The 24,640-nt window shown below is 53.2% G+C and carries 19 protein-coding genes; 16 read left to right on the top strand and 3 right to left on the bottom strand.

Annotated features, from left to right (window positions below):
- Positions 1-139: 139 nt before the first annotated feature.
- The 3 genes from KXD86_RS01785 to KXD86_RS01795 are packed head-to-tail and all read left to right on the top strand — an operon-like array spanning position 140 to position 3,283.
- Positions 140-811 carry a response regulator transcription factor gene (locus KXD86_RS01785; RefSeq protein ID WP_218634378.1) on the top strand — a complete coding sequence of 224 codons (672 nt, stop codon included), beginning with the start codon at positions 140-142 and terminating at the stop codon, positions 809-811.
- The gene (locus KXD86_RS01790; protein WP_218634379.1) at positions 804-2,225 is read left to right on the top strand and encodes a sensor histidine kinase; all 1,422 of its coding nucleotides are present in this window, start codon (positions 804-806) and stop codon (positions 2,223-2,225) included. Before KXD86_RS01785 ends, KXD86_RS01790 begins: the two co-directional genes overlap by 8 nt.
- The gene (locus tag KXD86_RS01795) at positions 2,222-3,283 is read left to right on the top strand and encodes an ABC transporter substrate-binding protein (RefSeq protein WP_218634380.1); all 1,062 of its coding nucleotides are present in this window, start codon (positions 2,222-2,224) and stop codon (positions 3,281-3,283) included. Before KXD86_RS01790 ends, KXD86_RS01795 begins: the two co-directional genes overlap by 4 nt.
- Here the strand turns inward: KXD86_RS01795 and KXD86_RS01800 are convergent.
- A complete protein-coding gene (locus tag KXD86_RS01800) occupies positions 3,280-4,167 on the bottom strand; it encodes a LysR family transcriptional regulator (protein ID WP_218634381.1) in 888 nt (295 codons plus the stop codon). The two genes, KXD86_RS01795 and KXD86_RS01800, sit on opposite strands and share 4 nt — an antisense overlap.
- A gap of 115 nt (positions 4,168-4,282) precedes the next feature.
- Here KXD86_RS01800 and KXD86_RS01805 point away from each other — a divergent pair, with 115 nt between their 5' ends.
- From KXD86_RS01805 to KXD86_RS01850, 9 genes are all read left to right on the top strand, one after another.
- Positions 4,283-5,005: a sulfite exporter TauE/SafE family protein gene (locus KXD86_RS01805; protein WP_218634382.1), complete on the top strand. Its 723-nt coding sequence runs from the start codon at positions 4,283-4,285 to the stop codon at positions 5,003-5,005.
- A 282-nt stretch (positions 5,006-5,287) separates the two neighbouring features.
- Entirely contained in the window at positions 5,288-5,989 is a 702-nt protein-coding gene (locus KXD86_RS01810; protein WP_218634383.1) for a hypothetical protein, read from the top strand.
- 353 nt (positions 5,990-6,342) lie between these two features.
- Positions 6,343-7,167 (top strand): MipA/OmpV family protein, encoded by an 825-nt coding sequence (locus tag KXD86_RS01815; protein ID WP_218634384.1) that lies wholly within the window; start codon positions 6,343-6,345, stop codon positions 7,165-7,167.
- Positions 7,168-8,138: 971 nt separating this feature from the next.
- The gene (locus tag KXD86_RS01825; protein ID WP_218634386.1) at positions 8,139-8,537 is read left to right on the top strand and encodes a potassium channel family protein; all 399 of its coding nucleotides are present in this window, start codon (positions 8,139-8,141) and stop codon (positions 8,535-8,537) included.
- 503 nt (positions 8,538-9,040) lie between these two features.
- On the top strand, positions 9,041-10,378 hold the full coding sequence (locus KXD86_RS01830; protein ID WP_218634387.1) for a metal-dependent hydrolase family protein: 1,338 nt from the start codon (positions 9,041-9,043) through the stop codon (positions 10,376-10,378).
- A gap of 2 nt (positions 10,379-10,380) precedes the next feature.
- A complete protein-coding gene (locus KXD86_RS01835) occupies positions 10,381-11,607 on the top strand; it encodes a serine hydrolase domain-containing protein (RefSeq protein WP_218634388.1) in 1,227 nt (408 codons plus the stop codon).
- 91 nt (positions 11,608-11,698) lie between these two features.
- A complete protein-coding gene (locus tag KXD86_RS01840; RefSeq protein WP_218634389.1) occupies positions 11,699-13,492 on the top strand; it encodes an amidohydrolase in 1,794 nt (597 codons plus the stop codon).
- 62 nt (positions 13,493-13,554) lie between these two features.
- Complete coding sequence (locus tag KXD86_RS01845; RefSeq protein WP_218634390.1) at positions 13,555-15,381, top strand: M81 family metallopeptidase; 1,827 nt, start codon at positions 13,555-13,557, stop codon at positions 15,379-15,381.
- Between the two features lie 105 nt (positions 15,382-15,486).
- Positions 15,487-16,842 (top strand): metal-dependent hydrolase family protein, encoded by a 1,356-nt coding sequence (locus KXD86_RS01850; RefSeq protein ID WP_218634391.1) that lies wholly within the window; start codon positions 15,487-15,489, stop codon positions 16,840-16,842.
- Between the two features lie 1,060 nt (positions 16,843-17,902).
- On the opposite strand, the gene KXD86_RS01855 is transcribed toward KXD86_RS01850, so the two are convergent.
- Positions 17,903-19,291, bottom strand: a complete 1,389-nt coding sequence (locus KXD86_RS01855) for a MipA/OmpV family protein (protein WP_218634392.1) — start codon at positions 19,289-19,291, stop codon at positions 17,903-17,905.
- A gap of 294 nt (positions 19,292-19,585) precedes the next feature.
- A complete protein-coding gene (locus KXD86_RS19045; RefSeq protein WP_218634393.1) occupies positions 19,586-19,855 on the bottom strand; it encodes a helix-turn-helix domain-containing protein in 270 nt (89 codons plus the stop codon).
- 261 nt (positions 19,856-20,116) lie between these two features.
- Here KXD86_RS19045 and KXD86_RS01865 point away from each other — a divergent pair, with 261 nt between their 5' ends.
- The 4 genes from KXD86_RS01865 to KXD86_RS01880 all read left to right on the top strand — a co-directional run bounded on the left by KXD86_RS01865 (position 20,117) and on the right by KXD86_RS01880 (position 24,635).
- On the top strand, positions 20,117-20,392 hold the full coding sequence (locus tag KXD86_RS01865) for a DUF1127 domain-containing protein (protein WP_218634394.1): 276 nt from the start codon (positions 20,117-20,119) through the stop codon (positions 20,390-20,392).
- A 227-nt stretch (positions 20,393-20,619) separates the two neighbouring features.
- Positions 20,620-23,316, top strand: a complete 2,697-nt coding sequence (locus KXD86_RS01870; RefSeq protein WP_218634395.1) for a mechanosensitive ion channel domain-containing protein — start codon at positions 20,620-20,622, stop codon at positions 23,314-23,316.
- Between the two features lie 122 nt (positions 23,317-23,438).
- Positions 23,439-23,783 carry a c-type cytochrome gene (locus KXD86_RS01875; RefSeq protein WP_218634396.1) on the top strand — a complete coding sequence of 115 codons (345 nt, stop codon included), beginning with the start codon at positions 23,439-23,441 and terminating at the stop codon, positions 23,781-23,783.
- A gap of 105 nt (positions 23,784-23,888) precedes the next feature.
- Positions 23,889-24,635 carry a CLCA_X family protein gene (locus KXD86_RS01880; RefSeq protein ID WP_218634397.1) on the top strand — a complete coding sequence of 249 codons (747 nt, stop codon included), beginning with the start codon at positions 23,889-23,891 and terminating at the stop codon, positions 24,633-24,635.
- Positions 24,636-24,640: the final 5 nt, after the last annotated feature.

A 24,640-nucleotide genomic window follows, 5' to 3' on the forward strand; every position in this document is an offset into this window, starting at 1 on the left:
CATGAAAAGCCCTCTAAGCTCTATAACGGGCCCAGATTTTGTTCCTGAATTGGCTGCACGTCCTGTTAGTATAATCAGTGGGGCAGGAACTAAATTCCTTATCCTTTCATATAAAACAAAAAGATAGAGTCGATGCTTAATGCGATTATTGATTGTTGAGGACGATGAGATCCTTGGGGAAGCTCTCCATCGGCACGCCACTAATCAAGGCCATGGCGTTGATCTGGTCACAACCGGCAAAGCGGCAGATGACATACTGAAGCACACGACCTACGACCTCGTGGTTCTCGACCTTAACCTGCCGGGCCTGAGTGGTGACCGAGTGCTGGAAAATCTGCGCAACCGGAAGATCCATACACCCGTGCTGATACTTACCGCCCGGGACCAGATTTATGACCGGATACAGCTTCTTGATCTGGGGGCAGACGACTACCTGACAAAACCGTTCGATTTTGGTGAACTCGAGGCGAGAAGCCGTGCGTTACTCAGGCGTAGCCAGGGCCAGGCCGACAATACCATCACGTACGGTAATCTCGTGCTGGATCGCAGCGCGTGTACGGTTACGGTTGATCAGCAGCCCATCGACCTTAAACAGAGGGAATTCCGTTTACTCGAGATTTTTCTCAGTCATCTTGGACGCGTTTTGAGCAAAGAGGAGTTACTCGATCATCTTTATTCTTTCGATGATTCTCCCAGTCCTAACGCAATTGAAACCTATGTGGCGCGGCTCAGAAAAAAACTTCAGGGCAGTACCGTAGAGATTCGAACACTTCGTGGCTTGGGTTATTTGTTGGACAGGGACAATGGCTGAGCCGCTTAGCTACTCGATCAAACAGCAGCTGGCAACGATTACGATTGTAGTGTTGTTTATCTTCGCAGCGGTGAGCTACTGGGGCGCAAATAAATACGGCCAGAAAGCGGCTCAGTTGTCTTACGACCGGTTGCTCACCGGTGCGGCATATCAAATGGCGGAGAATATAAGACTGCAGGATGGGCGAGTTGTGGTGGACCTGCCCCGATCAGCGTTCGATACGCTCGCACTCGCGTCCGAAGATCGTGTCTTCTACTCGGTGGATATTGTTGGCGGTATTCACCTGACTGGTTATGAAGGTCTGCCGGAGTCGGAGAGTCCTGAGCCGGGTCCCAGCACAAAGAGTTCTGTTGGCCAATTACCCGTGAGTTTCTTCGAGGTCATCTATAGCGATGAGCCTGTCCGATTCGTGACCGTGGAGCGGGTACTCAAGGATCTCGGGATTACCAAAACCGTGCGGGTGAAAATCGGGCAGACTTTGCTCGCCCGCAATGAGCTCGCAGAAGGCATCAGCGGGCAAGCCCTGCAAGCGGTTGCGTGGTTCATTGTGGTGGCGTTGATTCTCATTGTATTTGGAATATGGCTGATTCTTCGGCCCTTGAATAAGTTAAATGTCGCATTAAGCAAGCGCTCGCCCGTCGATCTACACCCCCTTACGTTGAACGTACCGCAGGAAATACGCCCACTTCTGAAGACCATCAATCATTTCATGTTGCAGCTCGGGTCGACGCTGGACGGACTGAAAAAGTATACCGGAGAAGCCGCCCACCAGATTCGCACACCCTTGGCGGGCCTGAAATCCCAGGCTCAGAATGCGTTGACGGAACATGATCCCGGGTTGCGCCAGGAACAGATAAAACGTGTGGTTGAGTGCACGGACATGCTTTCCAATACGGTCAGTCAACTGTTGAGCAGGGCTCAGTTGGTTCATCGATTACGAAGTGAGCTGTTTGCTGATGTGCCGCTGGACAGCCTGATCGAAGAGGTTTGTCGAGAAATCGCGGTCTCTGCGCTGCATCGAGGTGTAGAGGTGGCATACCTGGGTAAAGCTAAGGTCGTTGTACTGGGCGATGCGTTCTCCCTTAAACAGATGATCCGGAATATCCTTGAGAACGCCATCCAGTACAGCCCTCAAAACAGCGTAGTTGAAGTGGATCTCAAGAGCGGCGCCGGAATCGATGGCGGTCCCTTGCTCAGAGTCAGCGATTGTGGTCCTGGCATAGCTGAGGAGGAAAAGGAGCATGTTTTCGAACAGTTCTATCGCAGCCCGAATAATCCGAGATCAGGAAGTGGATTGGGATTGGCGATAGTGCAAGAGGTTGCAGCTCACCATGATGCCCAGCTCCAACTCAAGGACAACTTTCCCCAGGGGCTCATCGTGGAAATTCATTTCCGTGGGGGCCTGAATCGATGAACTATGCCAGACAGCTCGTGCTGCTGTTAGCCCTTTGGGCCAGCCCTGTGGTTTCCGAAGACGTTTATGACTTACCCGCCATTGGCGATGAAACGTCCCTGTTGCAGATATATGCCGCGGCTGACTTTTTGGTCTTTTGGCCAGTGTTGGCGGAATTCCAGAAGCGCCACCCCGATATTGCAATCCGCTACTCAGAGTTTAATACCCGCGTGCTTTATGAAAGCTATCTGGAAAGATTGCCTCGAAGCCCGGACCTCATGTTGAGCTCCGCAATGGATCTTCAGTTCAAGCTGGTCAATGACGGACATGCGAGGCGTCACAGGTCGGATCAGACCCAGACCTTACCAGTGTGGGCTAATTGGCGTGACGAGGTTTTTGGGTTTACGTATGAACCTGCGGTAATCGCTATCAACAATAAATTCCTCTCTGAAGATCAGCAGCCAGCAACTCGTTCGGCATTACTCGATCTTATTCGGCAAGAGAGTGATCAACTGATGGGCAGGATAGGAACCTTTGATATAGAGAACGTTGGCATAGGATATTTAACCTGGGCGCATGATCGGCAGCAATCGGGCAGTTACGGCCGATTGCTTGAAGCCTTTGGCACGCACCGCGCCCGCCGTTTCCCGAGCAGTTCGTCCATGCTGAGAAACGTAAACTCCGGGGAAATTTTAATTGCCTACAATGTGCTTGGATCTTATGCAAAATCCTGGTCTGAACAGTACTCCAATGTTTCTGTGGTGATGCCTAACGACTATACAACCCTGGTTATGCGCTCTGCCTTTATACCGAAAAGAGCCCAGAACCCGAAAAGTGCCGGTCTTTTTCTGGATTTCCTGCTCTCTGAGGATGGCCAGCACGTGCTGGCTGATAAAGCCGACCTGTTTCCAATTCGTGAAGCGGTGGCGGGCGAATTGCTTTCTCATTCATTGAGTCAGCAGCCGGATACCCATTTCCAGCCAATTCCCTTAAGCCTGTCACTATTGATGTATGCCGACCAGGCGAAGCGCAGCTTAATACTTGAAGAATGGGAAGCTGCAATGAAAACGTTCGACTAGTTTCCCGCGCGCCCACCTATCATAGTATTCCAGAACTCTTTGCCAAGTTCGCTCAGCGGGTTCTCGCGCAGGCGAATCAAGTGGATTGGCACGTCGTTTCTTGAGGTAAAGTTCTCTATCACTAACGGCACCAGATCCTGACACCTAAGTTCAGCCTCGACCATATGAAGTGGTATACGCGCCCAGCCCATACCTGAAAGCAACAATGCCTTTTTCACCTGATAGTCTTTCACGAACCAACGACGTCCTCCCGGAAGGGTGTTGATGTTGTCGAGAGGGGAAAGAGAGCCAGTATCAGCAACCAGTATATGCGGGCGATTTCGAATGGCAGCCTGCTTGATCACTTCTTGATGACCAGGGCCTGCAAATTCCGGTGAGGCAACGGTCACCATGGTGACCCTTCCGATTTCAACGAAATCGTAACGACTGTCCAGCCCGATGTCGGGGCCGATGGCAACGTCAGCCTTCTCCAGATGAAGCAATTCCAGAATCCCCGACAAATGTTCGGTGGAAATCGTTAGCTGCAAGTCAGGATAGCGGTCGCAGAATGCCTTTATTTCATTCAGCCTGGGTGGCAATGCACACATTGCGCTCATGGATATGGAAAGAGTAGGGGGGGCACCTTTGGCCAGATGATGACCTAAAGACTCCAGTTTCGTAACTTGCTTCAACAACCGCCTGGCTTCCTGGTAAAAGACTTTCCCTTCTGCCGTCAGGACAGGGCGGTATCCCTCTCTGGTGAACAAAAGAAAACCGAACTCGTCTTCCAGGGTTGCGACTGCGGCACTGATTGTTGGTTGAGTTTTATGGATGTGCGAAGCCGCTGCGCGGAAGCTTCCGTGTTCCACGACAGCAAGAAATGCTTTGAGCTGATCATTCGTCATGAAAGATATTATCGATCATTTTGATAACAATTAATAGTTATCCTCCTATCGTTATACTGGTTAGCCTAAAGATCTTCCAACGCCGACAACATCAGCCATCCATGAGGGGGAATTGGTGGAGAGCGAAACGCTTATTCTGCTGGCCGCTGCATTGATCTCCGGTTTTTCCAAGTTCTCCGTCGGTGGTATGGGCATGCTGATTGTGCCGGTACTGATGCTAGCGTACCCCGGTCCCGAAGCATTGGGCATCCTGGTTCCCATTTATATCGTCGCCGACCTCATAGCGATTTTCATTTACAGGAAGGCCGTGAACTGGTCGGTGCTTATTCGCCTGTTACCTTTGCTGATGTTCGGAATGGGAGTAGGGGCGTGGTTCCTGGCCGGTATGAATGGGGATCAGTTTGCCCTTTTAATCGGGTTAAGCATCGTAGGAATGCTGCTTCTTGGTATCTGGCTGGACCATTACGAAGCAACATTCATGAGACACCCATTCACAGCAAAAGCTGTTGGCTTTGTTGCTGGCGTTATTAGCATGACAGCCAGTGCAGCCGGGCCCATTCTCAGCCTGTATATCATGGAACAACGATTAGAAAAGGAATCCTATGTGAGCACCCGAGCCTGGTTGTTTCTGGTAATCGACCTGGCCAAGGTGCCGCTTCTGTACCAACTGGGATTCGTTAACGCTGAAACCACGTGGCTGGGGTTGCAGTCTATTCCGGGAATGCTGGTCGGTGGTCTCGTTGGTTATCTGCTGTTGAGCAAAATGCAGTTCCAACAGTTTAAATGGCTGATTCGAGTGGTGTCCGCAATTGCCGCAGTTAAAATTTTCTTGTTCTAGAGATGGCGGGAAAGAAGCCTAAGCGCTAGGCCCGAATCCGCTTGACCCCTTCCTTGATATGAATGGCTTCAAACTGCTTCCCGCTATCGCCCTTGCGTGAGAATCGCTGCCCAACATCAATCTATGAGGGCGAATTTACCGGCGGGGTTCTGAAATTGTGCCAGAGGGCATAGTTTTTTCGGGCGTTTGACGGGATCATTCAGGGATCTTGCCGGATAGCCAGTGTACTCCGACACGCCGTTGAGCGAGTTGAATCGAACCCCCTGACTTCAAGGATGAATGATGACCGAAGGTCCCGTATTGCCCGCTTCCCGAAAGCGATTGCTTCTCGCTGTTTACCTGGATTTCGTGGTGTATTCTGTGGTCTGGGTGCCGATCGAGTTGATCATCCGGCAATACGCCGAGCCCGCGTTCTGGTTGGAGTATGTGGTATTCGCCGTATGGCTGATTGTGACCCATCGTCTGGGCTATTCAGCAGGACTGTCCCTGCTGAGTATTGATCGGGATGGGTACGTCGACCCGGACGTCAAACGCCGGGAAAGCTGGCTCACCATGCTAATCGGGGTGATGTTTTTGCTGGAAGGTTCCAAGCAGATGGTGCGGTGGACTCAGTTTGTGACACCAGAACCCCTGTTTGGATGGATCCCTCCGGAGGGTGTTCAGGTACCCTTCAAAATCACACTTGGGTTGCTCTATGCGTGGGTGGGGGTGTTGTTCCTGAAGGTGCATAGGGCAGGGTACGTTTTGGGAGTAGCCACCTGTGGACTGCTTCTCCTGTCTCACCTGATGAGCTGGTCGCTCTGGGAACAAATGGGCAGCGACGTGTTTGCTGCCCGGCAGGAATTCAGGGGGCAGGACGTGAGTGACGATCAACTCGCATTAGTCCAGGCATTCATCCCTCATCTCCTCTTGGTTGGAATCGTGCTGCTGGGAGTCCTGGTAGCCTCCACCTATGGACGGTTCAGAAGTGTGGAGCACCAGTGACCTGCGCTCGAATTTCACGTAACGCGACAACAGGCTTCTTTGAGGATCAACATGAAAATGCGTATTCGAGGATAGGGCGCTTACCCCTATTTTCACAGAAAGCGCTAAATTCCTCTCCCGGCTTATGGCCCCTGCGAGGGCTTACAAGCTCCTGCGGGAATATGCGATGGAGCCCCTCGGAGGGACATGTGTCTCGTGGGCTTCTAGGCCTTAGTCAGTTGAAATGGCAGTCATTTTTTCGATGAGGGCCGAGGAACGATGATGACGAAGGCGCCTGTAGTGCGAGTTAAAACCAATCATCTATAGTGATAAGTAAGTCGTATTACCTCCTAGCGCTTGGTAGGGGAAAAGCCATGAAAAAAATAGTCCTTAAAGTCGTCACCTTTCTTGGCGTTCTTTCATGTTTTGGACCCGTGAACGCGACGGAATCAAGAACCCCGCTGGTTCCGCTTCCTTCTATCGACGACTTTACTGATGGCGATGGTTGGGGTGTGGGGCTTGGGCTAGGCGTTGAATATGAGTCTGCTTATGAGGGTTCGGACGAATTCGAGCTTGAGATCGATCCGGCTGGGGGTGTTCAGTGGCGAACTGGCGACCATATTTTTTTCTGGGCAGGTGAAGCCATTGGGTGGCGAACCTTGGCCAGGGATGCCTGGTTGTTTCAAACCTCTTTAGGCTACGAAGAAGGTCGTGAAGAGGGCGATTCAGACGATGGCAGACTGGATGGGTTAGGCGAATCCAATTCTGGGGTGACATTGCTGTTGGAAGTGCGTCATGCCCTTACAGAGGATTGGCGCTACTTTTTAGATGGCCGTGTATTAACAGGAGAAATCGGTACGCTCGGTATTTTCGGCGCAGGAACATGTTTGGGGTGCAAACCTAACGGCACTGGCTGGGAAGTTGGCGCTGTTGTCACGTTCCACGATGGTAAGCTAGCCAACCGGGACTTCGGTGTGGACGCACAGCAATCCATAGATTCAGGTCTTCCAGAAACCGATGTCGACAGCGGCTATAGATCAACTGGCTTCAATGTTAACTATCGGAATTACTTAAACGAGAACTGGCAGGTCTTCGGTGAAGCTCTTTACGAAGTCTACGGGAGTGACGTTTCAGATAGCCCGATATCTCGGAATGATTACGAAGCGGAGATCGGTGTTGGCTTCATTTATGTTTTTTGATGTTCCTCAATAGAGAGTTGGGGCAGTTTTCGTTTAGGCGCTTTCAACGATAAAGTTACCCGCCAAATTCCACACAAAGTGCTAAACAAACTTAAAGTAGATTTGAGAATAGGGCACTCATTCCGGTTTCCACACAAAGTGCTAAATTCGTCGTCCGACTCCGAATGCCGAATTGTCTCGCTGGAACTGATGGATTTGAGGAGAAGCAACAGGCCCTGATACCGGCGGAGCGCCTTTAAACAAAAGCGGACATTCGCGCGCCTCACTTTTGGGTCGGTTTTTGTCCTGGTTTTGGAGCCCGTGGACTGTGTATTGCTGCGTCTCCCGGATCACCCTCAGGAATTTCCGTGTCACGTAGTCCGATTACCATTCCAATGTCCCAGTCTAACCCCTTGGATCCATGAAGCGTTCAGCATTACGCTTGACTGCATTCTCCTATCGCATCCCTCAATTTCTCCGTCAATCCAGTGTTTTCATGTCTTTTTGCAATATAGAACGACACCCCGAGGCGCCCTGCGTACTGCTGATAATAGGTGTACTCATAGTCCTTCATGAGTGTAGGTACCAGTACTTGAGGGATGGGTACGGCGTCGGCGCGGCCTTTGCGGAGCATCCCTATCGCTTGCTCCCATGAATTGACAACTATCACTTCCGCTTCTTCATCCCTCAAAAAAACTCTTAATCCTGCAAAATTACGCAGCATGACGAACGTAAGAGCGGAATGGCGAGTGATAGGCGGAAGCTCCCTGGTAGAGAGATACACATAATGGTGATGGTGATATAACCATTTCCGAAGATGCACTGAAGGGTGACGTTCCCTCCCCAATTCATTATGTAGTGACTCAGTGAACTATCCTTCGATAATAGCTTTTCATCGCAAGTTCTTGAGGGTCTTTGTTTGTCCTTTGGAGAAGCCCGAAGAAAAGTGCCAGTGGCCAACTTGGGCCCAAATTCGGTGAGAGGAACACACAATGATTTCCTTCTGGATCAGTGGCTATCGCTTGTTAAAGACAGTCTGGAGAGGCTTGCGACAAGATGCGGAGTTTCGCGTAATGGTTTTCGTTCTGGCGACCGTCCTACTGAGCGGAACGGGTTTTTATCATACCGTCGAAGGGTGGTCCCTAATTGATTCGTTGTATTTCTGTGTCATGTTGATGGCCACGATTGGGCTGAGTGACCTTGCTCCCACCACCGATGTTTCCAAGCTTTTCACGATTTTGTATGCCATTCTCACCATTGGTCTTTTTATAGCTCTTTGTTCAAAACTAGTGATGTTTACAGTGAGCGCTAATCTGAAAGCAGCCGAGAGCATTTCGAGAAAACTTTCAGCTCGTTCGGAAAAGCACAAGGAACCCCCTCACGATGAATAGACCAAGTTTGCGACACAAAATTCTTGGCTATTCTGAACCTCAATCAGGGAGTGCCTTGGTGTGCTCTCTGTCCTTTCGCTCTGAGCCTTGAAACGACCCAGAGGTTGTCTGTCAGTAATCTTATCCGCTGCGCCGTAGCCGCGGGTGGAGTGCGGGTCGCCGCAACCTAGACCTTTTAAACATATAAGGTCAGGCTTTAGTCGGGAATGGTATTGGCTGAATCCTGCATTTGAACCTTAACTCCTTAGAGCATTGCGCTAACAAGCAACTTGCGGACTTCAAAGTTCCGAGGATCCGCTGTTAATCCTCCTCGCTCTGTCTCCGACTGTTCTGTGTGAATAGCGCCAGGCTAAAGTTAAACATTCTTGGCTTCCTACATTTCCCTGATTGTAAGTAGGAAGGAACTCCAATTACGTACCCACCGGGTTTGGGTGGATGACTCCCTCTGCAATGAGTAGTGCTGAATAGGGCTCAGGATCACCAGCGCCAGCAAGGAGCAGAACATGAAACTAAACACAGGGATTTTCATCAGCGCATTAGTATGGCTCATTTTGAGCGCGCCGATATTTGCCACCGAAAAAGCACCCCCACCCCCCATGACGCTGATCACCAACGCCTCAATTTTCGATGGTGTTAACGCGGATCTTGCCACCGGCATGAGCGTTCTGGTGGAGGGGAATAAGATCAGCAAGGTAGCCAAGTCGATACCTGCGCCCGCCGGAGCGAACGTGATTGATGCCAAAGAGAAAGTATTGATGCCTGGGCTTATTGATGCTCACTGGCATGTGATGTTGTCGGAACCCACGTTCCCTGAACTCATGAGCTCTGACGCCGGCTGGTTAACGTTGCTTGGTGCTCGAGGAGCACGAGATACGTTGTACCGTGGCTTCACGACCGTACGCGATGTCGGCGGAAATCCTTTCGCTATCAAGAAGGGCATCGATAAGGGAATGATTGAAGGTCCGCGAATCTACCCTTCAGGCCCGAACATAACTCAAACCTCTGGACATTCGGACGGTCGTCATCCCGCTGAGCCCGAGACACCGATTTACCTGGAGCATCAGGATCATTTGCGAATCGCTGACGGAAAGACGGAAGTGTTAAAGGCTGTGCGGCAGAATCTCCGGATGGGTGCCACGCAAATAAAGCTGTCCGTTGGCGGGGGTGTATCTTCCAACTACGACCCGCTTGATGTTTCGGAATATACGTTCGAAGAGATCAAAGCCGCCGTGGACGCAGCACAGAGTTGGAACACTTACGTTGCGGTTCACGCCAATACCGACGCATCAATAAGGACGGCCATTGAGGCAGGTGCAAAGTCCATCGAGCATGGTTTTCTTCTGGAGGAAGACACACTCAAGCTAATGGCCAAAGAAGGTATCTGGCTGAGCATACAACCGTTGCTCAACGACGAGGATGCGTTCACCTTTACCGGGGAGAACCAGCGCAAGTGGATACAGGTTACTGACGGGACGAACAAGGTTTATAAGCTGGCGAAGAAGCACAACGTCAAGACGGCCTTCGGGACGGACCTGCTTTTCGACCCAACCCTTGGACCGAAGCAAGGCAAGTTCCTCGCGAAACTCAAGAACTGGTACACCCCCTACGAAGCCCTGAAGATGGCGACCAGCGATAATGCTGAGCTGATCAAAATGTGCGGTCCACGCGATCCGTATCCTGGTGAAATCGGCGTCGTGAAGGAAGGCGCGTTGGCCGATTTAATCCTGGTTGACGGTAATCCACTTGAGAATCTGGATCTCGTCGCCGACCCGGACAAGAACTTCGTTGTGATTATGAAGGACGGCGTGATCTACAAGAACACAGTCAAACAGGGGCCATAGCCATGAGAACGATCCAGTCCCACCGGCCAATCAGCGAGATCCGCGATATTTTCACGTTCTTCCACACACCTGCGAACGTGGTACAGATTCAGGTGGCCAACGATAAAACGCTTTACGCGTGGCAAAATTTGTCAGCGTTCCAGTACACGATGCAGATCGAACGTGACGGCCCAATCAGCGTCTTCCCCGAGAAAATTGATCCGAAAATCGGCCAGTTCACATTCACACGCCCGGGTGAACAACCGGAAACGGTCGATCAGCATTTTGATACCAGCAACATGGACGCGTTGCTGGTACTTCATCACGGGTCCGTAGTGTACGAGCGCTACAAGACCATGCGCCCCTTCGACAAACACCAGTGGTTCTCCTGTAGCAAGGTCGTGCCAGGCACTATGGTGGAATTGCTTGCTCTGGAGGGCAAGGTCGATCTCAAGAAGTCAGTGTCAGACTATGTTGCGAAGCTCAAGGGCTCGGCCTGGGACGAGGTGACGGTCGAGGAAACCCTGGACATGGCCACCGGCCTGGATTCCACCGAGCACGAAGAACCCAACGATGACGCCCGTTCCAACCCTGTCCGTGGGTGGTACAAGTGGGCAGTGAGCATTGGTCTGTTTGAGGACAAGGAAAACCTCAACCAATCACCCTACGACGTGTTGCGCAACATGAAAAAGGTGAAGCCTGGCCATACTGCATTTGAATACAACTCCATCAATCCTTTTGTGCTCGAACTGATCGTTAATGAAGTGACGGGTCGAACGCTGAACGAAGTGTTTGGTGATCGAGTCTGGCGCAAGATCGGTGCCCAGAATGATGCGTTCGTTGGCGTCACCAAATACGGCCTGGGTAACGCTTGGGGCTTTGTAAACAGCACGCTCCGCGACATGGGCCGCTTCGCCATGATCTTCACCCCAGGTTGGAACAAGATCAGCAAGGAGCAGATCATTCCCGACTCAATCATTAAGGCGATACAGCAGGGCGGCAAACCGGAAATATACCTCAAAGGTTTTGTCGGCAGAGAAATGCAGGAATCGTTTCCCGACATGCAAGGCCTGGCCAACCGCCACCAGTGGGACATCGTTTTTCCTGATGGCGATTTCTTTAAAGCCGGCGTTGGAGGTCAGGGCATGTATATATCGCCTTCGGCGGATACCGTCGTGGTGTGGTTCAGCACCGGCAAGCAAATGGAAGAAGTCATGGCACGTGCGATCGTAAAAGCCATAGGGAAATAATAGAAGTCAAAAAACCCAGACAGACTTTACCGGCGACTAATATCGTTGGTCAGCCTATACGGGGACAGGCAGCCAGGTAGGGCGAAAAATTATGACGACCCGGGATTCGAATAGCCAGGGCAATACAAACCCGCAAACCACCGGCGCCGCTCTGCTCACGCAGCTTGGCCCATTGATGAAATCGCTGTTTTTAGGAAGCTTGGCAGCCCTGGCGGTCGGCCTAGCCGGGTGGGCGTGTGCGGCTGAACCGGCCGACGCGATCTACATCAACGCGAACGTCATCACGATGAACGATGCCCAGCCCCGTGCGGAGGCCCTGGCGGTGAAGGACGGCAAGATACTCGGGGTCGGTTCGCGTGCGGACCTCGAGAGCACGCTCATGGGAAAATCTACGCACATGATCGACCTTGCCGGCAAAACACTGCTGCCCGGATTTCTGGATGCCCACAGCCATTACATCAATGCACTCTCGCTGGCCGGGCAGGCCAGCCTCTATCCGCCTCCGGCCGGTCCGGGCAAGGACGTTCCAAGCATAGTGGCCGAACTCAGAAAGTTCGCTGAGGAGCACAATATCCCCAAGGGCGAGTTGATCATGGCCTACGGCTATGACGACACCGTCATGCCGGATGGCCGACTCCTGAATCGCGGCGATCTCGACGCCGCCTTTCCCGACAATCCAGTTCGTGTCGACCATATCTCGATGCACGGTACCGTCCTGAACAGCCTCGCGCTCGAGCGCTTCGGCTTCGACGCGAACACCCCGACGCCCGATGGCGGCATCATCGTGCGAAAACCAGGCACCAACGAGCCCTGGGGGCTCATCATGGAGACCGCATTCCTGAAGATCTTTGCAAATACGCCGCCCCTGACGCCAGGTCAGGAGGTGGACGGAACCAGGGCGGCGCAGCGAATGTACGCGTCAGCCGGCATCACCACCGCGCACGAAGGCGCAACACACCTGGATCAGCTCGAGATCATGAAGCGAGCTGCCGCTGCCGGCGGCAACACGATCGACCTCGTCACTTACCCTTTCATGACCGACGTCGAAAAGATCCTCGCGGTTTTCCCGGTCAGCGACTGGGAAAAATACGAGGCGCGAGTCAAGATCCAGGGAATCAAGATCACGATCGACGGATCGCCGCAGGGTCGCACTGCCGCCTTTACCACACCTTACCTGACCGGTGGACCGTCAGGGCAGGAGGGTTGGAAAGGCCAGCTATTTGCGTCCCAAGAGGTCATCAACCAGGTACTCAAGAAGGCCTACGACCTGGGCGTTCCGGTGACCTTCCACGTCAACGGCGACGCGGCAATCGATGCGATGCTCAAGGCGCACGAGTTTGCGGCGGGCGATGAGCTAACGCGATATCGCAACGTGACAGCCATCCACTCCCAGTTCCTGCGCAAGGACCAGATCGCGAAGTACGTGCGGTACAAGATCCGGCCGTCATTCTTCACTTTGCACACTTTTTACTTCGCCGACGCGCACATCGCCAACCGTGGCAGGGAGCAGGCGATGTACATTAGCCCGATGCGCGATGCGATCGACGCCGGGCTTCACCCGACCAACCATACCGATGCGCCGGTTGTGCCGCTCGACCAGATGCTCATGCTTTGGACCGCCGTCAACCGCATCTCACGAAGTGGGATGGAGATCGGGCCCGATCAGCGGGTGACGCCTCTAGAGGGATTGAAGGCAATGACGATTTGGGTAGCCGAGCAGTACGGCGAACAAGACATCAAGGGTTCTCTCGAGCCCGGTAAGCTTGCCGACATGGTCGTACTCTCGGACGATCCGTTGAAGGTCGACCCCATGAAGATCGCCGACATCAAGGTTCTTGAGACCATCAAAGAGGGAACGAGCGTCTATAAAAACGCGGGCCAGTGAGTCCCGGCGATACAGGTTTTCCGGCCGATGATCAATAACAAGATAAGAACGAGCAAAGGAATATGACCACAGACGCCGACAAAGCAGAAGCGGAACATACTGTAAAGATGGGAAAAACTCACATATCGAATGAATCACGCCGCGACTTTTTTAAGCTCGCGGCCGCCGGAGTGGCGGCAGCAGCGGTGACGGGCCCGTTCGCTACATTAGCGGACGAAGATAAACCCAAAGGGGGAGCGAAAATGAGAGTCGCGCTCGCGGGATTGTTTGAGGAAGTGAATACCTTCGCGGTGGAGACCATGGGCCTGGCGACTGTCACCGGCAACGTGGCCACCGGGTTCCAGAAGTACGAAGAGAAGGCGATCATAGAAGAATTCAGGGGCTCGTCGACGCCGATGGGCGGGTACATCGACGCGCTCAACGAGGTCTCGGCAGAGATCGTGCCAACGGTTTTCTACAACTTCGGCGCCGGGCCTACTATCGAAGGTGAAGCCTACCAGACGATGAAAAAGGACATCGTGACGCGCCTCAACGCGGCGATGCCATTCGATGCCTTGGCACTGTCTCTGCACGGGGCCGGCGTCGCGGAAGGGGTGGATGACGTGGAAGGCGACCTTTGTGCGGCAATTCGCCAGGAGCTCGGGCCCAATGTGAAAATCGTCATGGCGATCGATCACCACTGTAACCTGACCGATTTCAATCGCCAGCAGGTGGACCTGATCACTATCGTCAAGAACTATCCGCACATCGATTTTTACGACGTCGCCTACCATGCGGGCAAGCTGCTCCCGGATATGGTAGCGGGCAAGATCACACCACAGGGACATTTCGAACACCTACCCTTTATTATGCAGTGCCAGTCAACCATGCCGGGCAACATCTACGCGCCGATCCGCATGAAAGCCGAGGAGTTTGCCAAGCGCAAAGGTATCTACGAGTTTTCCTATCAATACGGGTTCCCCTTTGCGGATATTGCGTTTAACACCGCGTTGGTCAACTGCTGGGCGGAAACGCCCGAGCTTGCCAGCAAAACCGCAAAGGAGTTTGCGGACTGGATCTGGACGAACCGGGCACATTTCGTTGCCAAGACTCTCTCTGCGGCCCAAGGGCTGGCAGCCGCCGCGGACGAGCTGGTGGCGCAGGGCCGCGTCGAGGAAGAGGTGGTCCGCGACGCGAAAGCACGCGATTCAAAGGCGCTTTACGACCAGAGCATTGCCCGCCTCGCCAATGCAACGGCGGAAAACCAGCGTTCCTTTGGCTTCCTTCCTGATCAAGATCGCAAAGGCCCGGTGGTCATCGCTGAAAAGTCCGACAACCCCGGGGCCGGCGCACCGGGTGACAGCACCCATCTTTTGCAGGAATTGATCAAGCACGACGTCAAACAGGCTTGTGTTGTCGCGATCAACGACCCGGACACGGTCAAGCAGGCGGTTAAGGCGGGCGTGGGCAACACCATCGAGGTCGCGCTCGGCGGCAAGCGCAGCAAGCAGAGCGGTGGCCCGGTCAAAGGCAAGGCCTACGTCAAGACGATCTCCGACGGGCGCTATACCATAATCGGGCCGATGGTCACCGGCATGCGGTTCGACATGGGGCCGGCCGCAGGCCTATTGATTGGCGGCGTGGATGTGGCCGTGCTCAGCGGAAACATGCAGGCCTTTGACAATGGCCAGCTACGAATCGTCGGCTTTGATCCCGGGGATTACCGGATCGTCGTAGTTAAATCGGCCAATCACTTTCGCGCCTGGTGGACGGATGTGGCAAGTGCGATTATTGATTGCGACCCACCAGGCATTGCCTCCAACGACCTGTCCACGTTCACGTTCACGAAAAAATCTCGAAGGGTCTATCCCCTCGATGAGGATGCCACTTATCCCGAAGGGAGCGCGTAATAGACGCTTTAAACTAGGTGCTATCACTCAATACCTAAAGTAGTTACGACTGTGAAACGAAAGATTCGGTGGTGCACGTAATTGCATCGGGAAGGAGAAATTCAAATGGAATTAATTTGCAGAACCTTAAAGATAACAATCTTGTTGTTCGCAGCATTATCTTCACTGGCTGTCGTAGCACAGCCATTGGACGACGCAGATTCAAAGGTGCTTTTTACTAATGTGAATGTATTCGATGGACAAAACGACGAACTCATCGAAAACGTGAATGTGTTGGTAGAGGGTAATCTCATTACTTCAATTTCAAGTTCGCCTATCGACGCAACGGACGCAGAAACTATTGCTGGTAATGGTAAAACGTTAATGCCTGGGCTCATAGATGCTCACGCTCACATCACTTTTAACAATCTGCCAAAAGCTCAACTGCTTTCCGTGTCGCAGAACTACATGCAAATTCGCGCGGCTGCCTATGCGGATGACTTTTTGATGACGGGGTTTACGTCTGTCCGTGATCTGGCAGGTAACACCTTCGGCCTGAAGAAGGCGATCGACGAAGGGCTCATAGTTGGACCTCGCATCTGGCCATCAGGTGCCATGATTTCGCAAACTTCTGGACATGGAGATTTCCGAGGCTTAAACGATTTACCTGGCGCGGCCCTAGACGATGCGCCATGGTTTACCCGTGCTGGTTTGGGAATTGTCGCCGATGGTGTAGCAGAAGTTCGTAGAGCTGTACGAGAACAGCTTATGCAGGGCGCCAGTCAAGTCAAATTAGCCGCGGGAGGGGGTGTTAGCTCTGACTACGATCCGATAGATGTGACCGAGTACAGTGAGGCAGAATTAGCGGCCGCTGTCGGTGCGGCGGAGGATTGGGGCACCTATGTTGCCGTTCACGCCTACACACCACGCGCAATAAAACGTGCTATTGAAGCGGGTGTTAAATGTATCGACCATGGTCAGTTACTGGACGAGGACACCCTGAAGCTAATGGCCAAGCGAGGGGTTTGGTTTAGCTCTCAGCCGTTTCTTGAAGACGAGGACGCGATTCCAACCGCGCCTGGTTCAGCTAATGAACTTAAGTACAAGCAGGTTGCGGCAGGAACCGCCGAAACATATCGACTGGCTAAAAAGCACGGCGTCAAGATCGCTTTTGGGTTAGATATGCAGTTCAATCCCGATGGAATTGTTCGTCAAGCATACTACTTACCGAAAATGACGAATTGGTTCACGCCAGCAGAAACCCTAAAAATGGCAACTCATGACAATGCTGAGCTCTTAGCCATGTCAGGCCCTCGTAACCCCTACCAGGGAAAACTTGGGGTTGTGGAGGAGGGCGCGCTCGCCGATTTATTGCTCGTTGATGGTAATCCACTCACGAATATCAAACTTCTGGAAAATCCTTCAAAGAATTTTTTGGTGATCATGAAAGACGGAAAGGTCTACAAGAATACGGTTATGTAAAAGATGGCAAGAAAATTTGAGTGATATATTCTGCGGTTGAAATGAATTTAATAATCATCACGCAAGGCAGTATGGATTATTGAATTCATTCTAACTAACCCCTAAAACCCCATTGTCCCTGAATCTTAATCATGGAGTGCCTTGGATGGAGGGAGCAGGGCAGCTATGGGTCCGGCGCTATAAACACTGCACCGGACAAGTGGGCTGAAATTTTTTACTTGTCGGGTAAGCAAACCGGTGGCGCTCCAGGGGGTGTGAACGGGAATAATTGCTGGGCTCCAGTTTCACAGCTCAAGTGCAGGGTAGGAACAAAAATAAAGTTTTTAATAATGTTATTTGAACGGAATTTTCAGAAAGGAGGTCACAAAGAGTTCATTCTATGGGGAATACTACTGTGCTGAGACTTTCCTAGGATCGACCCTGACGCCTTGCCAACTCTGCCATAGCACGTGCTTTGCCAAGATATTCTCCGCCGCAGACCGCGAACATCCTATCACTTTTCCAGCCGACAGCATGACTGGTTTCTATTGAGCTTGCACCTTCATCTATAAGATCTCGGATGGCGCCGACACGGACACTCAGACCGGATGCGCCAATTACAACCATTTCGTAGCCACGTCTAGCCATGATCAAACGGATACTGTTGGGATGAATTCTCGGTCTTAGAATCCCGTTCACGGTCAATGAACGAAATAGCGTACCAGCCTTAAGACTGTAAATACGGTGTGGATCAGGACGTTGAAGACCGATACCCCGAACCTCGACACTTAAGAGCAGGCTGTGAATTCAGATGCTTAGGTACCTGTGTGCGGGATTTAGCACTTTGTGTGGAAAAGTTTAGTACTTTCTGTGGTCGCCCATTGGCAGGCTCAAGTCTCTCCGAAAACACACCTAATACTGCGCATAATGTATATTATGTTAAATGCCATGCGATGTATCTTCGATCCGCGAGTTATTTCTGAACAGTAACGCGGATAAGGCGTAACCCGCGAGGCGCTGACTGCACTACTGTCATTCTCGGTGCTCGATGTCTTTCTGTGGTCCCCGCTGCGGCAAGCGGTCAATTGAACTCCCACTCCAGGTAAAGCGTGTTGACGTTTGAGCCGCCATCGACATTACCGTAAAGGTTGGAACTGGCGAAAATTCCGGAGCGGTGATGGACGGAAAATCCGGCAAAGCAATTGCGCAAGGAGTCCACGTCGAAAACGTCACCCACACTTACGTCGAGACTGAAATCAAGATAGTTGAGCAAGTGGCTGGACCGACGACCCTTTTGCTCGCCCTTTTCCTGCTCGATAGAAGGAACCCGGTGCGCATAGGACAGTCCTTCTGCAACACCAAAGCGCGTTTCAACCGTGTCAGACCAAGGGAACCGCCTGAATATGGCCTTGAAGGCTAGTACTCCCTCCCAGAAATCGTCTTGCAGGCCATTTTCAAAGCGACGCGCGAGCCCACTGGTTAACCAGGCTTCCACTGGGAGAGTGAAGAAGGTTTCGCTGAGCTTGCGGCTGAGGAATAGGCTTCCCAAGTGAGTGCCATCACCGTCGCAGTTGATTTGCCCCCGGAGAATCTCATTCAGCTTGGTATCGCTGGTGCAGCCATAGGCAACGCGCAAGGACCAGGTGTTCGGATTGGACCGGAAAAAGTTGTAATCGCCATTATCGGTCACCACCGGATCATTAAATTCGTAGCGATACGCCAGGGTGGCACGTGCAGCTCCATTTTCGCTGATTACGGGGCTGTCCTTTACATCTGAATCAAGAACAGAGTAGCTCAGGTTGAACGCAAAGTTATGGTGGCGTCGGAATGTATGGCGAGCAACGAAACCGATTCGTGCGATTCCGGTGTCCGACAGATTATAGGCTTCGCGCGAGTCCGTCGCTTCCTCAGGACGCACGCCAAAATAGTAATCAGCCCGTTCGCTTGAGTGCCAGGTGGCATCGATCCAAGGCTCCCATTGCCAGTTTTGATCCCTCCAGGTTTTGCTCCAGCCCAGTCGCGCACTGCCGCCGTTATGGACACCATCAATATCGTGACGCAGATCCAGGGTCCATCTTCCAAGGTCCGTCTTGCGTGTCAAGGCAGCCCCGCCCTCAAGAGCGCCCTTGCGTTCCATGCCCTTCAGCGGGTCATCTTCATCGCGAACCTCACCCGTATCTGAGAAAAACGTGTGATCGTTATATCCGCCAATGAAGTAGTCAGAAAAAATATCGAGTTGCCATTCAGAGTTATCGATAAGGTGCCAGCCCAGCTGCGTCGTATCAAAATAGAGATTTTCCCCGGTGTATGCGAACCTGGGCATGAAGTCAGTGCGGTAGTCCTCCCCCGCGTACACCGAGTCTTGCCAGTTATAAACGAAGCCAATGGACCAGTTGCCGGAGCGATCCTCTGGGTCGATAGATCTATCGTCGGAAAAACTGGCCGCCCCGGGTGAAATTGTCAGGGCCACGAACCCAGCCAACATTCGTGAAAGTCGGGTGGATAGCCGAGTGTTGAGCAGTGAACGTTGCCCTCGGCTCTCACCGCTTGCAAAACAATGTCCTGCCATCCGGCACGCCTCTCCCTTCAATTAATCTACTCACGGCCAAATGCTCAGCGGCAGAGCCTACAAATAGTATCTGACAGTGTAGGGCTTCCCTGCTCTTTCAAAAGGCATTTCATTAACAGCACTAACGGATGCACCGCTAATTCAGGACGAACAGACGTACCTAAGGAATGGCTCTTTGACTCACGTGGACCTTCGTTAGGCCCTCTTGCTTTTGTCCTGCACGAACGTCTGGCCAGAATAACCCGAGGCCAACCATCGCTCGTCTACTTTAAGGAGAGACGCCAGATCTGCCATGAGCCTTCTGCGGGGCATGCTTTCACCGCTAAACCATCGTCTGACCGCCTCGTGGCTGATTCCCAGGCGGCTTGATAGCCATGTCTCTTGCCCCTCTTTATTGGCGGGGAGTCTGGGCTGGTTATCGCAGGCAATCTTGATTCTCTGGGCAAAATCCTTGTAGTCCGACATTTGAATATCCCTATTCAAAAGATGACTTTCTAAATTTAGTTTCCGGCATAAAACCTGTCAAAAATTGCGTCGCGTTTCAGCCGCTGGCCTCCACAGGAATGCCGGTGTGTCCGAACGCTCCCAACGAACGGTACAGAACGCTAAAACTAACAGCAGTACAGTACAGAGAAATGCCCCATCTGTTCCGCTCACCCAGTCAGAAGCTGTGTCTTATTTTTGAGCAGCAAAGGAATAGGATTGAGTAAACACAGGAGGTGAACCATGAGTACGAAATCATTGCTCTTTCAGCGCATGCAGATTTACTGGAGAAACTACCGCACCCGGCGAGCTTTGCGGTGCCAGTTGCACAACATGAGCAGCCGGGAACTGGATTCTCTCGTCCGCGATATCGGGATTCCCAGCACCGATCTGCTCGAGGAAGCCAACAAGCCGATATGGCGTGCTGAGATTCCAAAGGATGGCGGCACCAAAGAACAACAAGCCGTGGGCGTTCCCTTTCTGGCCCGCAATTACTGCAAATACCCGCCAACAGCCTGAAGCATTCCCATCGCGTTTTCCGGGGTCACCCAAACAGCAATGGCTGTTTGGGTGTGGCCCGCATCCAGTGGGGTTGGCAGTTTCAGCGTCCACCGGTTGCGTCACCTCAGGGTCTCACGTTTCGATAACGCTCCAGTTACCATACTGTCAGATACCACCGGTCCGTCTCCTACCTGTTGTCGTTTGTGGCTAAACTAACGAAAAGCCTCTCCGAACGTTGCTCGACTATGAATTCATCCCGCGTCCATGCCCTGCTCTGTTTCCTGATCCTTTGGGTCGGTGGAGGCTTTGCCCAAACGGCAACCGCAGCGCTGGACGATCTGTTGCCACCGGTGCAGACCGAAACGGAAAGGTACCCACCGGCGGAAGAAGGCGAAGATCAAGAGCAAGAGCAGGAATCGGAGGAAGAGCCCGAACCGGAACCGACGCCGGTAAAACCCGAAATTGAGGCGCCGGAGGAGCCACTGGTCAGTTCGATTCCGACGCCACAGAACGCCGATATCCAGCAGCAGATCCAGAAACTTCGTGAGGCATTGGACAGTCGTCAGCACGCGCTCAACATCAGTGAACAACGCCTGGCTTACGCAGAATCATTGCGAACCCGTCTGGATAATGAATACGAGAGCTTCGAGCTCCGGCTGGAACGGGCCGGACTCAACCTCACCGATGATTACGCGAATCTATTGCGACAGCGCCTTGAGCGGCTGAAAGGCCAAACCATTGCCGCCGGATTGACGAAAGGGATCAGTGCCCAGCTGTCGGCAGCCCGCGAGGAACAGCTGCGCCTTGAGGAGTTCGAGGCGGTGATCGAACCGGACGATGACGCCCGTGGCCGCCTGGAGGTGAATCGGGTACAGCTCCTCCGGCAGCTCCATGCAGCGGTGACCAAGCACATTGAAGTGCTGAACGAATACTACAACATTGTGGTGCAACTCCAGGATCGACTCGACGCGTACCAGACGCTGCTCCAACAACGACTGTTCTGGCTGCCCAGTACCGAACGGGTCAATCTGGAGATAGTGGAACAGATCTATCGGGGCGCAACCTGGTTTGTATCCGGGTTCAAATGGAAGGCGTTGAAAGAGGCGGTGCAGGCCTCAGCCAGGGAGCACTGGCCGCTGTTGTCGCTGCTTTCCGTGGTTCTGGTGGTGATGGCCGTGCGTCGGCGCAAGTTTCGTAAGGCGCTCATCGATACCGGCTACCACGTCGGCAATGTTCGCCGTGATCGGTGGAAATTCACCTTCTCGGCGCTCATTTACAGCTTTCTCCTGGCGTTGCCTGGTGTTTTCCTGCTCACCCTGGGGTACCTGTTACTCGAGAGTGGTAACAGTTTTCTCCATGCCCTCTCCAAGGGCTTGTCCAACGCCGCTTTTGTCGCGTTGCTACTGCGCAGCATCTACACGGTTGCGTATACCAAGGGGCTTGGAGAGCGGCATTTTCAGTGGAATTCCAATACCCTTCGGGTCATTCGCAAGCAGATTCCGATTCTGCTGGCGGTACTGATTCCAATCATCGTCATCATGCCGACGATGGCAACCAAGAAAGGTGCGGTATACAGCGATAGCCTGGGACGTTTTCTGTTCATGGTTGCCTCGTTCGCCCTCGCCTATTTCGCACAACGCTTCATGACCGCCGTCAGGGTGGATCAACCCGGCAGCCAGATACTCCGGGTTCTGCACTGGCTGGCGGTAGCCATGCCCCTGGTTCTCGCTCTCGTCTCGCTCTGGGGCTACCACTACACGGCGGTTCGCTTTGAAGGCTTGATGTTTATCAGTTTGTGCTGGCTGGCCTTCGTGATTTTACTGCACTACCTCGGGCTGAGAAGTCTTGCCGTCCGGGAGCGTCGAATAGCGCTCAAGCGCGCACTCGAAGCGCGAGAAGCAGAGCGCAAGATGGCGGAAACCCGGGAAGCCGCTGAATCATCTGGCGAAGGTGTGCCGATGAGTTTTGATATCCCACAACGGGATATCAACGAAATCAGCCAGCAAAGCGAAACGCTGTTAAAGATTATCTCTCTGATCCTCGCGGCCGCGGGCCTCTGGATGCTCTGGCACAATGTGTTCCCGGCACTGGGCATCTTTGACGACATCACCCTATGGACCATCAACACAGGCATCGAGGGGCAAAACCCGGTTCCCATTAATCTGGGTGACCTGATGGTAGCTTTCGGGATCGGTGCCGGCACTGTCATCGCGGCCCGGAACCTGCCGGGCACCCTGGAAGTCGTCTTCCTCAGCCGCCTTAACCTTGAGCCTGGCGTTGGTTATGCCATTACCACATTGGCCAGTTACACGATTGTGTTTATTGGTATTGCCGCCGCCCTGGCTGGCCTGGGGCTCCAATGGTCGAAGTTGCAGTGGCTGGTGGCAGCCTTGGGTGTGGGGCTAGGGTTTGGCCTCCAGGAGATCGTCGCCAATTTCGTCTCTGGTATCATTCTGTTGTTTGAGCGCCCGATTCGGGTTGGTGACACGGTTACCATTGGCGGAATCACCGGTACGGTGTCCCGTATCCGGATTCGCGCGACAACACTGGTCGATTGGGATCGAAAAGAGCAGATCATTCCCAACAAAACCTTTGTCACCCAGGACCTGACCAACTGGACCCTGTCCGATCCCATTACCCGGGTTATTATCCGCGTTGGCGTGGCCTATGGCTCCGATGTCGATATGGTGCAGGATCTGCTCTACCAGGTCGCCGTCAACAATGAGCGGGTTGTGGAAGAGCCGGCGCCCGCCGTGTTCTGCGTGGAGTTGGGCGAGAGCCGGATCGACTTTGAGGTCCGGGTGTTCGTTCGGGATCTTCTGGACTTCATGCCCCTTTCACACGAGCTGCATTCATCTATCACTCGGGCTCTGAAAGAAGCGGGCATCGAGATCCCCTTCCCCCAACGGGACATTCATATACGCTCTGAACCTGACAAGTAAAAGCTAGAAGTGGTGCACCCTTTACTATTGGTCTAAGTTAAAAAGTGAGGTAGTTGATTGGTCCCAGACCTATTGCAGTCATCTCAAATTATTCATAAAGGATGAGCAATAAAGGGGGCGGTATGAAATTCAGATCCATTTCGATAACGCTTGCTACCTGCCTCAGTATGGGTGCGTCTGTGGCTTTCGCAGACTCCCACGGCATGATGAAGCTGGCCGAGGAAAAGCAGTGCCTTGGCTGTCATCTCACCAGCGAGGAGCTGCCGCGAGCGCCCTCCTTCCAGAGTATTGCCCAGAAGTACACGGAAGACGATCGAGAGATGCTGGTCGAGGTTGTTAAAACCGGAGGGGAAGATCACTGGGGGTCCGCCGTAATGCCTCCTACCGAGGAACGCGCGGAAGTCAGCGATCAGGAGGCCAACGATCTGGTCGACTGGATCCTGAACCTGCGGGACGAGGGAATGTGAACCGTTGAGCGGTCTCCGACGTTCGGCGAGGTCGGTGAGGTTGTTAGTGGTACCGGCCACGCCTACAATACTGTAACTATATACAGTTTTAAGCGGCGGGGATTCGTGAAAGTTTCGTTTATACACATCAGACGACGGTACGACTTCCGGAGCATTGAGATTGGTCGGTGGGTGACCGAATCTGAACGGGATCGGGCCGCCCAGCGCTTCAACAGCGCACTTGATGTTCTCATGGCCACGCTTGGTGTACCTGAGCAGGTCATTTCGCTCAGAAGCTCGCTGGGGCTGCAGTATGGAATTGGCGGGCAACCCGGTGTCAGTGCCCATTATATCCCGGCCACCCGGCAACTCGCCCTCGCCAAGAACGCCGGCCCGGGCAGCCTGGCCCATGAGTGGTTCCACGCGTTCGACCATTACATCGCGCCAAAGACGTTTCTGGGTTGCGACCGCCAGGCCTTCGCCAGCTCCCTTTGGCTCGACAGCCAGGCTTTCAGGCCCCATACCCTGACCTCCCAACTGTTTCGGTGCTTTGAGGCGGTTCTTCTGAATGCCGCGGGCACCGAGCCCAGCGACCTGTTCAAGGCGTCAAGAATCGCCGACAGCCATCAGAATTCACTCTACTGGGCTCGCCCGGAAGAGATGGCCGCGCGGGCGTTTGAAGCCTTCATTGAGGACACGGCTCCCCGGGACAGCTTTCTCGTGCGCGGAACCCGGAATTCCGACGAAGCCCGCATGGGCCTCTACCCCATCGGGGCTGAACGGGATCGGATCAGCGCAGCGTTCAGCAACTACTTCTGCAACCTTGGCCGGGCGCTCAGTCGGGTGGCCGGTACTGGCGGTAAACCGCATTGAGGTAC

Source organism: Marinobacter arenosus (assembly GCF_019264345.1).
Lineage (GTDB): Bacteria > Pseudomonadota > Gammaproteobacteria > Pseudomonadales > Oleiphilaceae > Marinobacter > Marinobacter arenosus.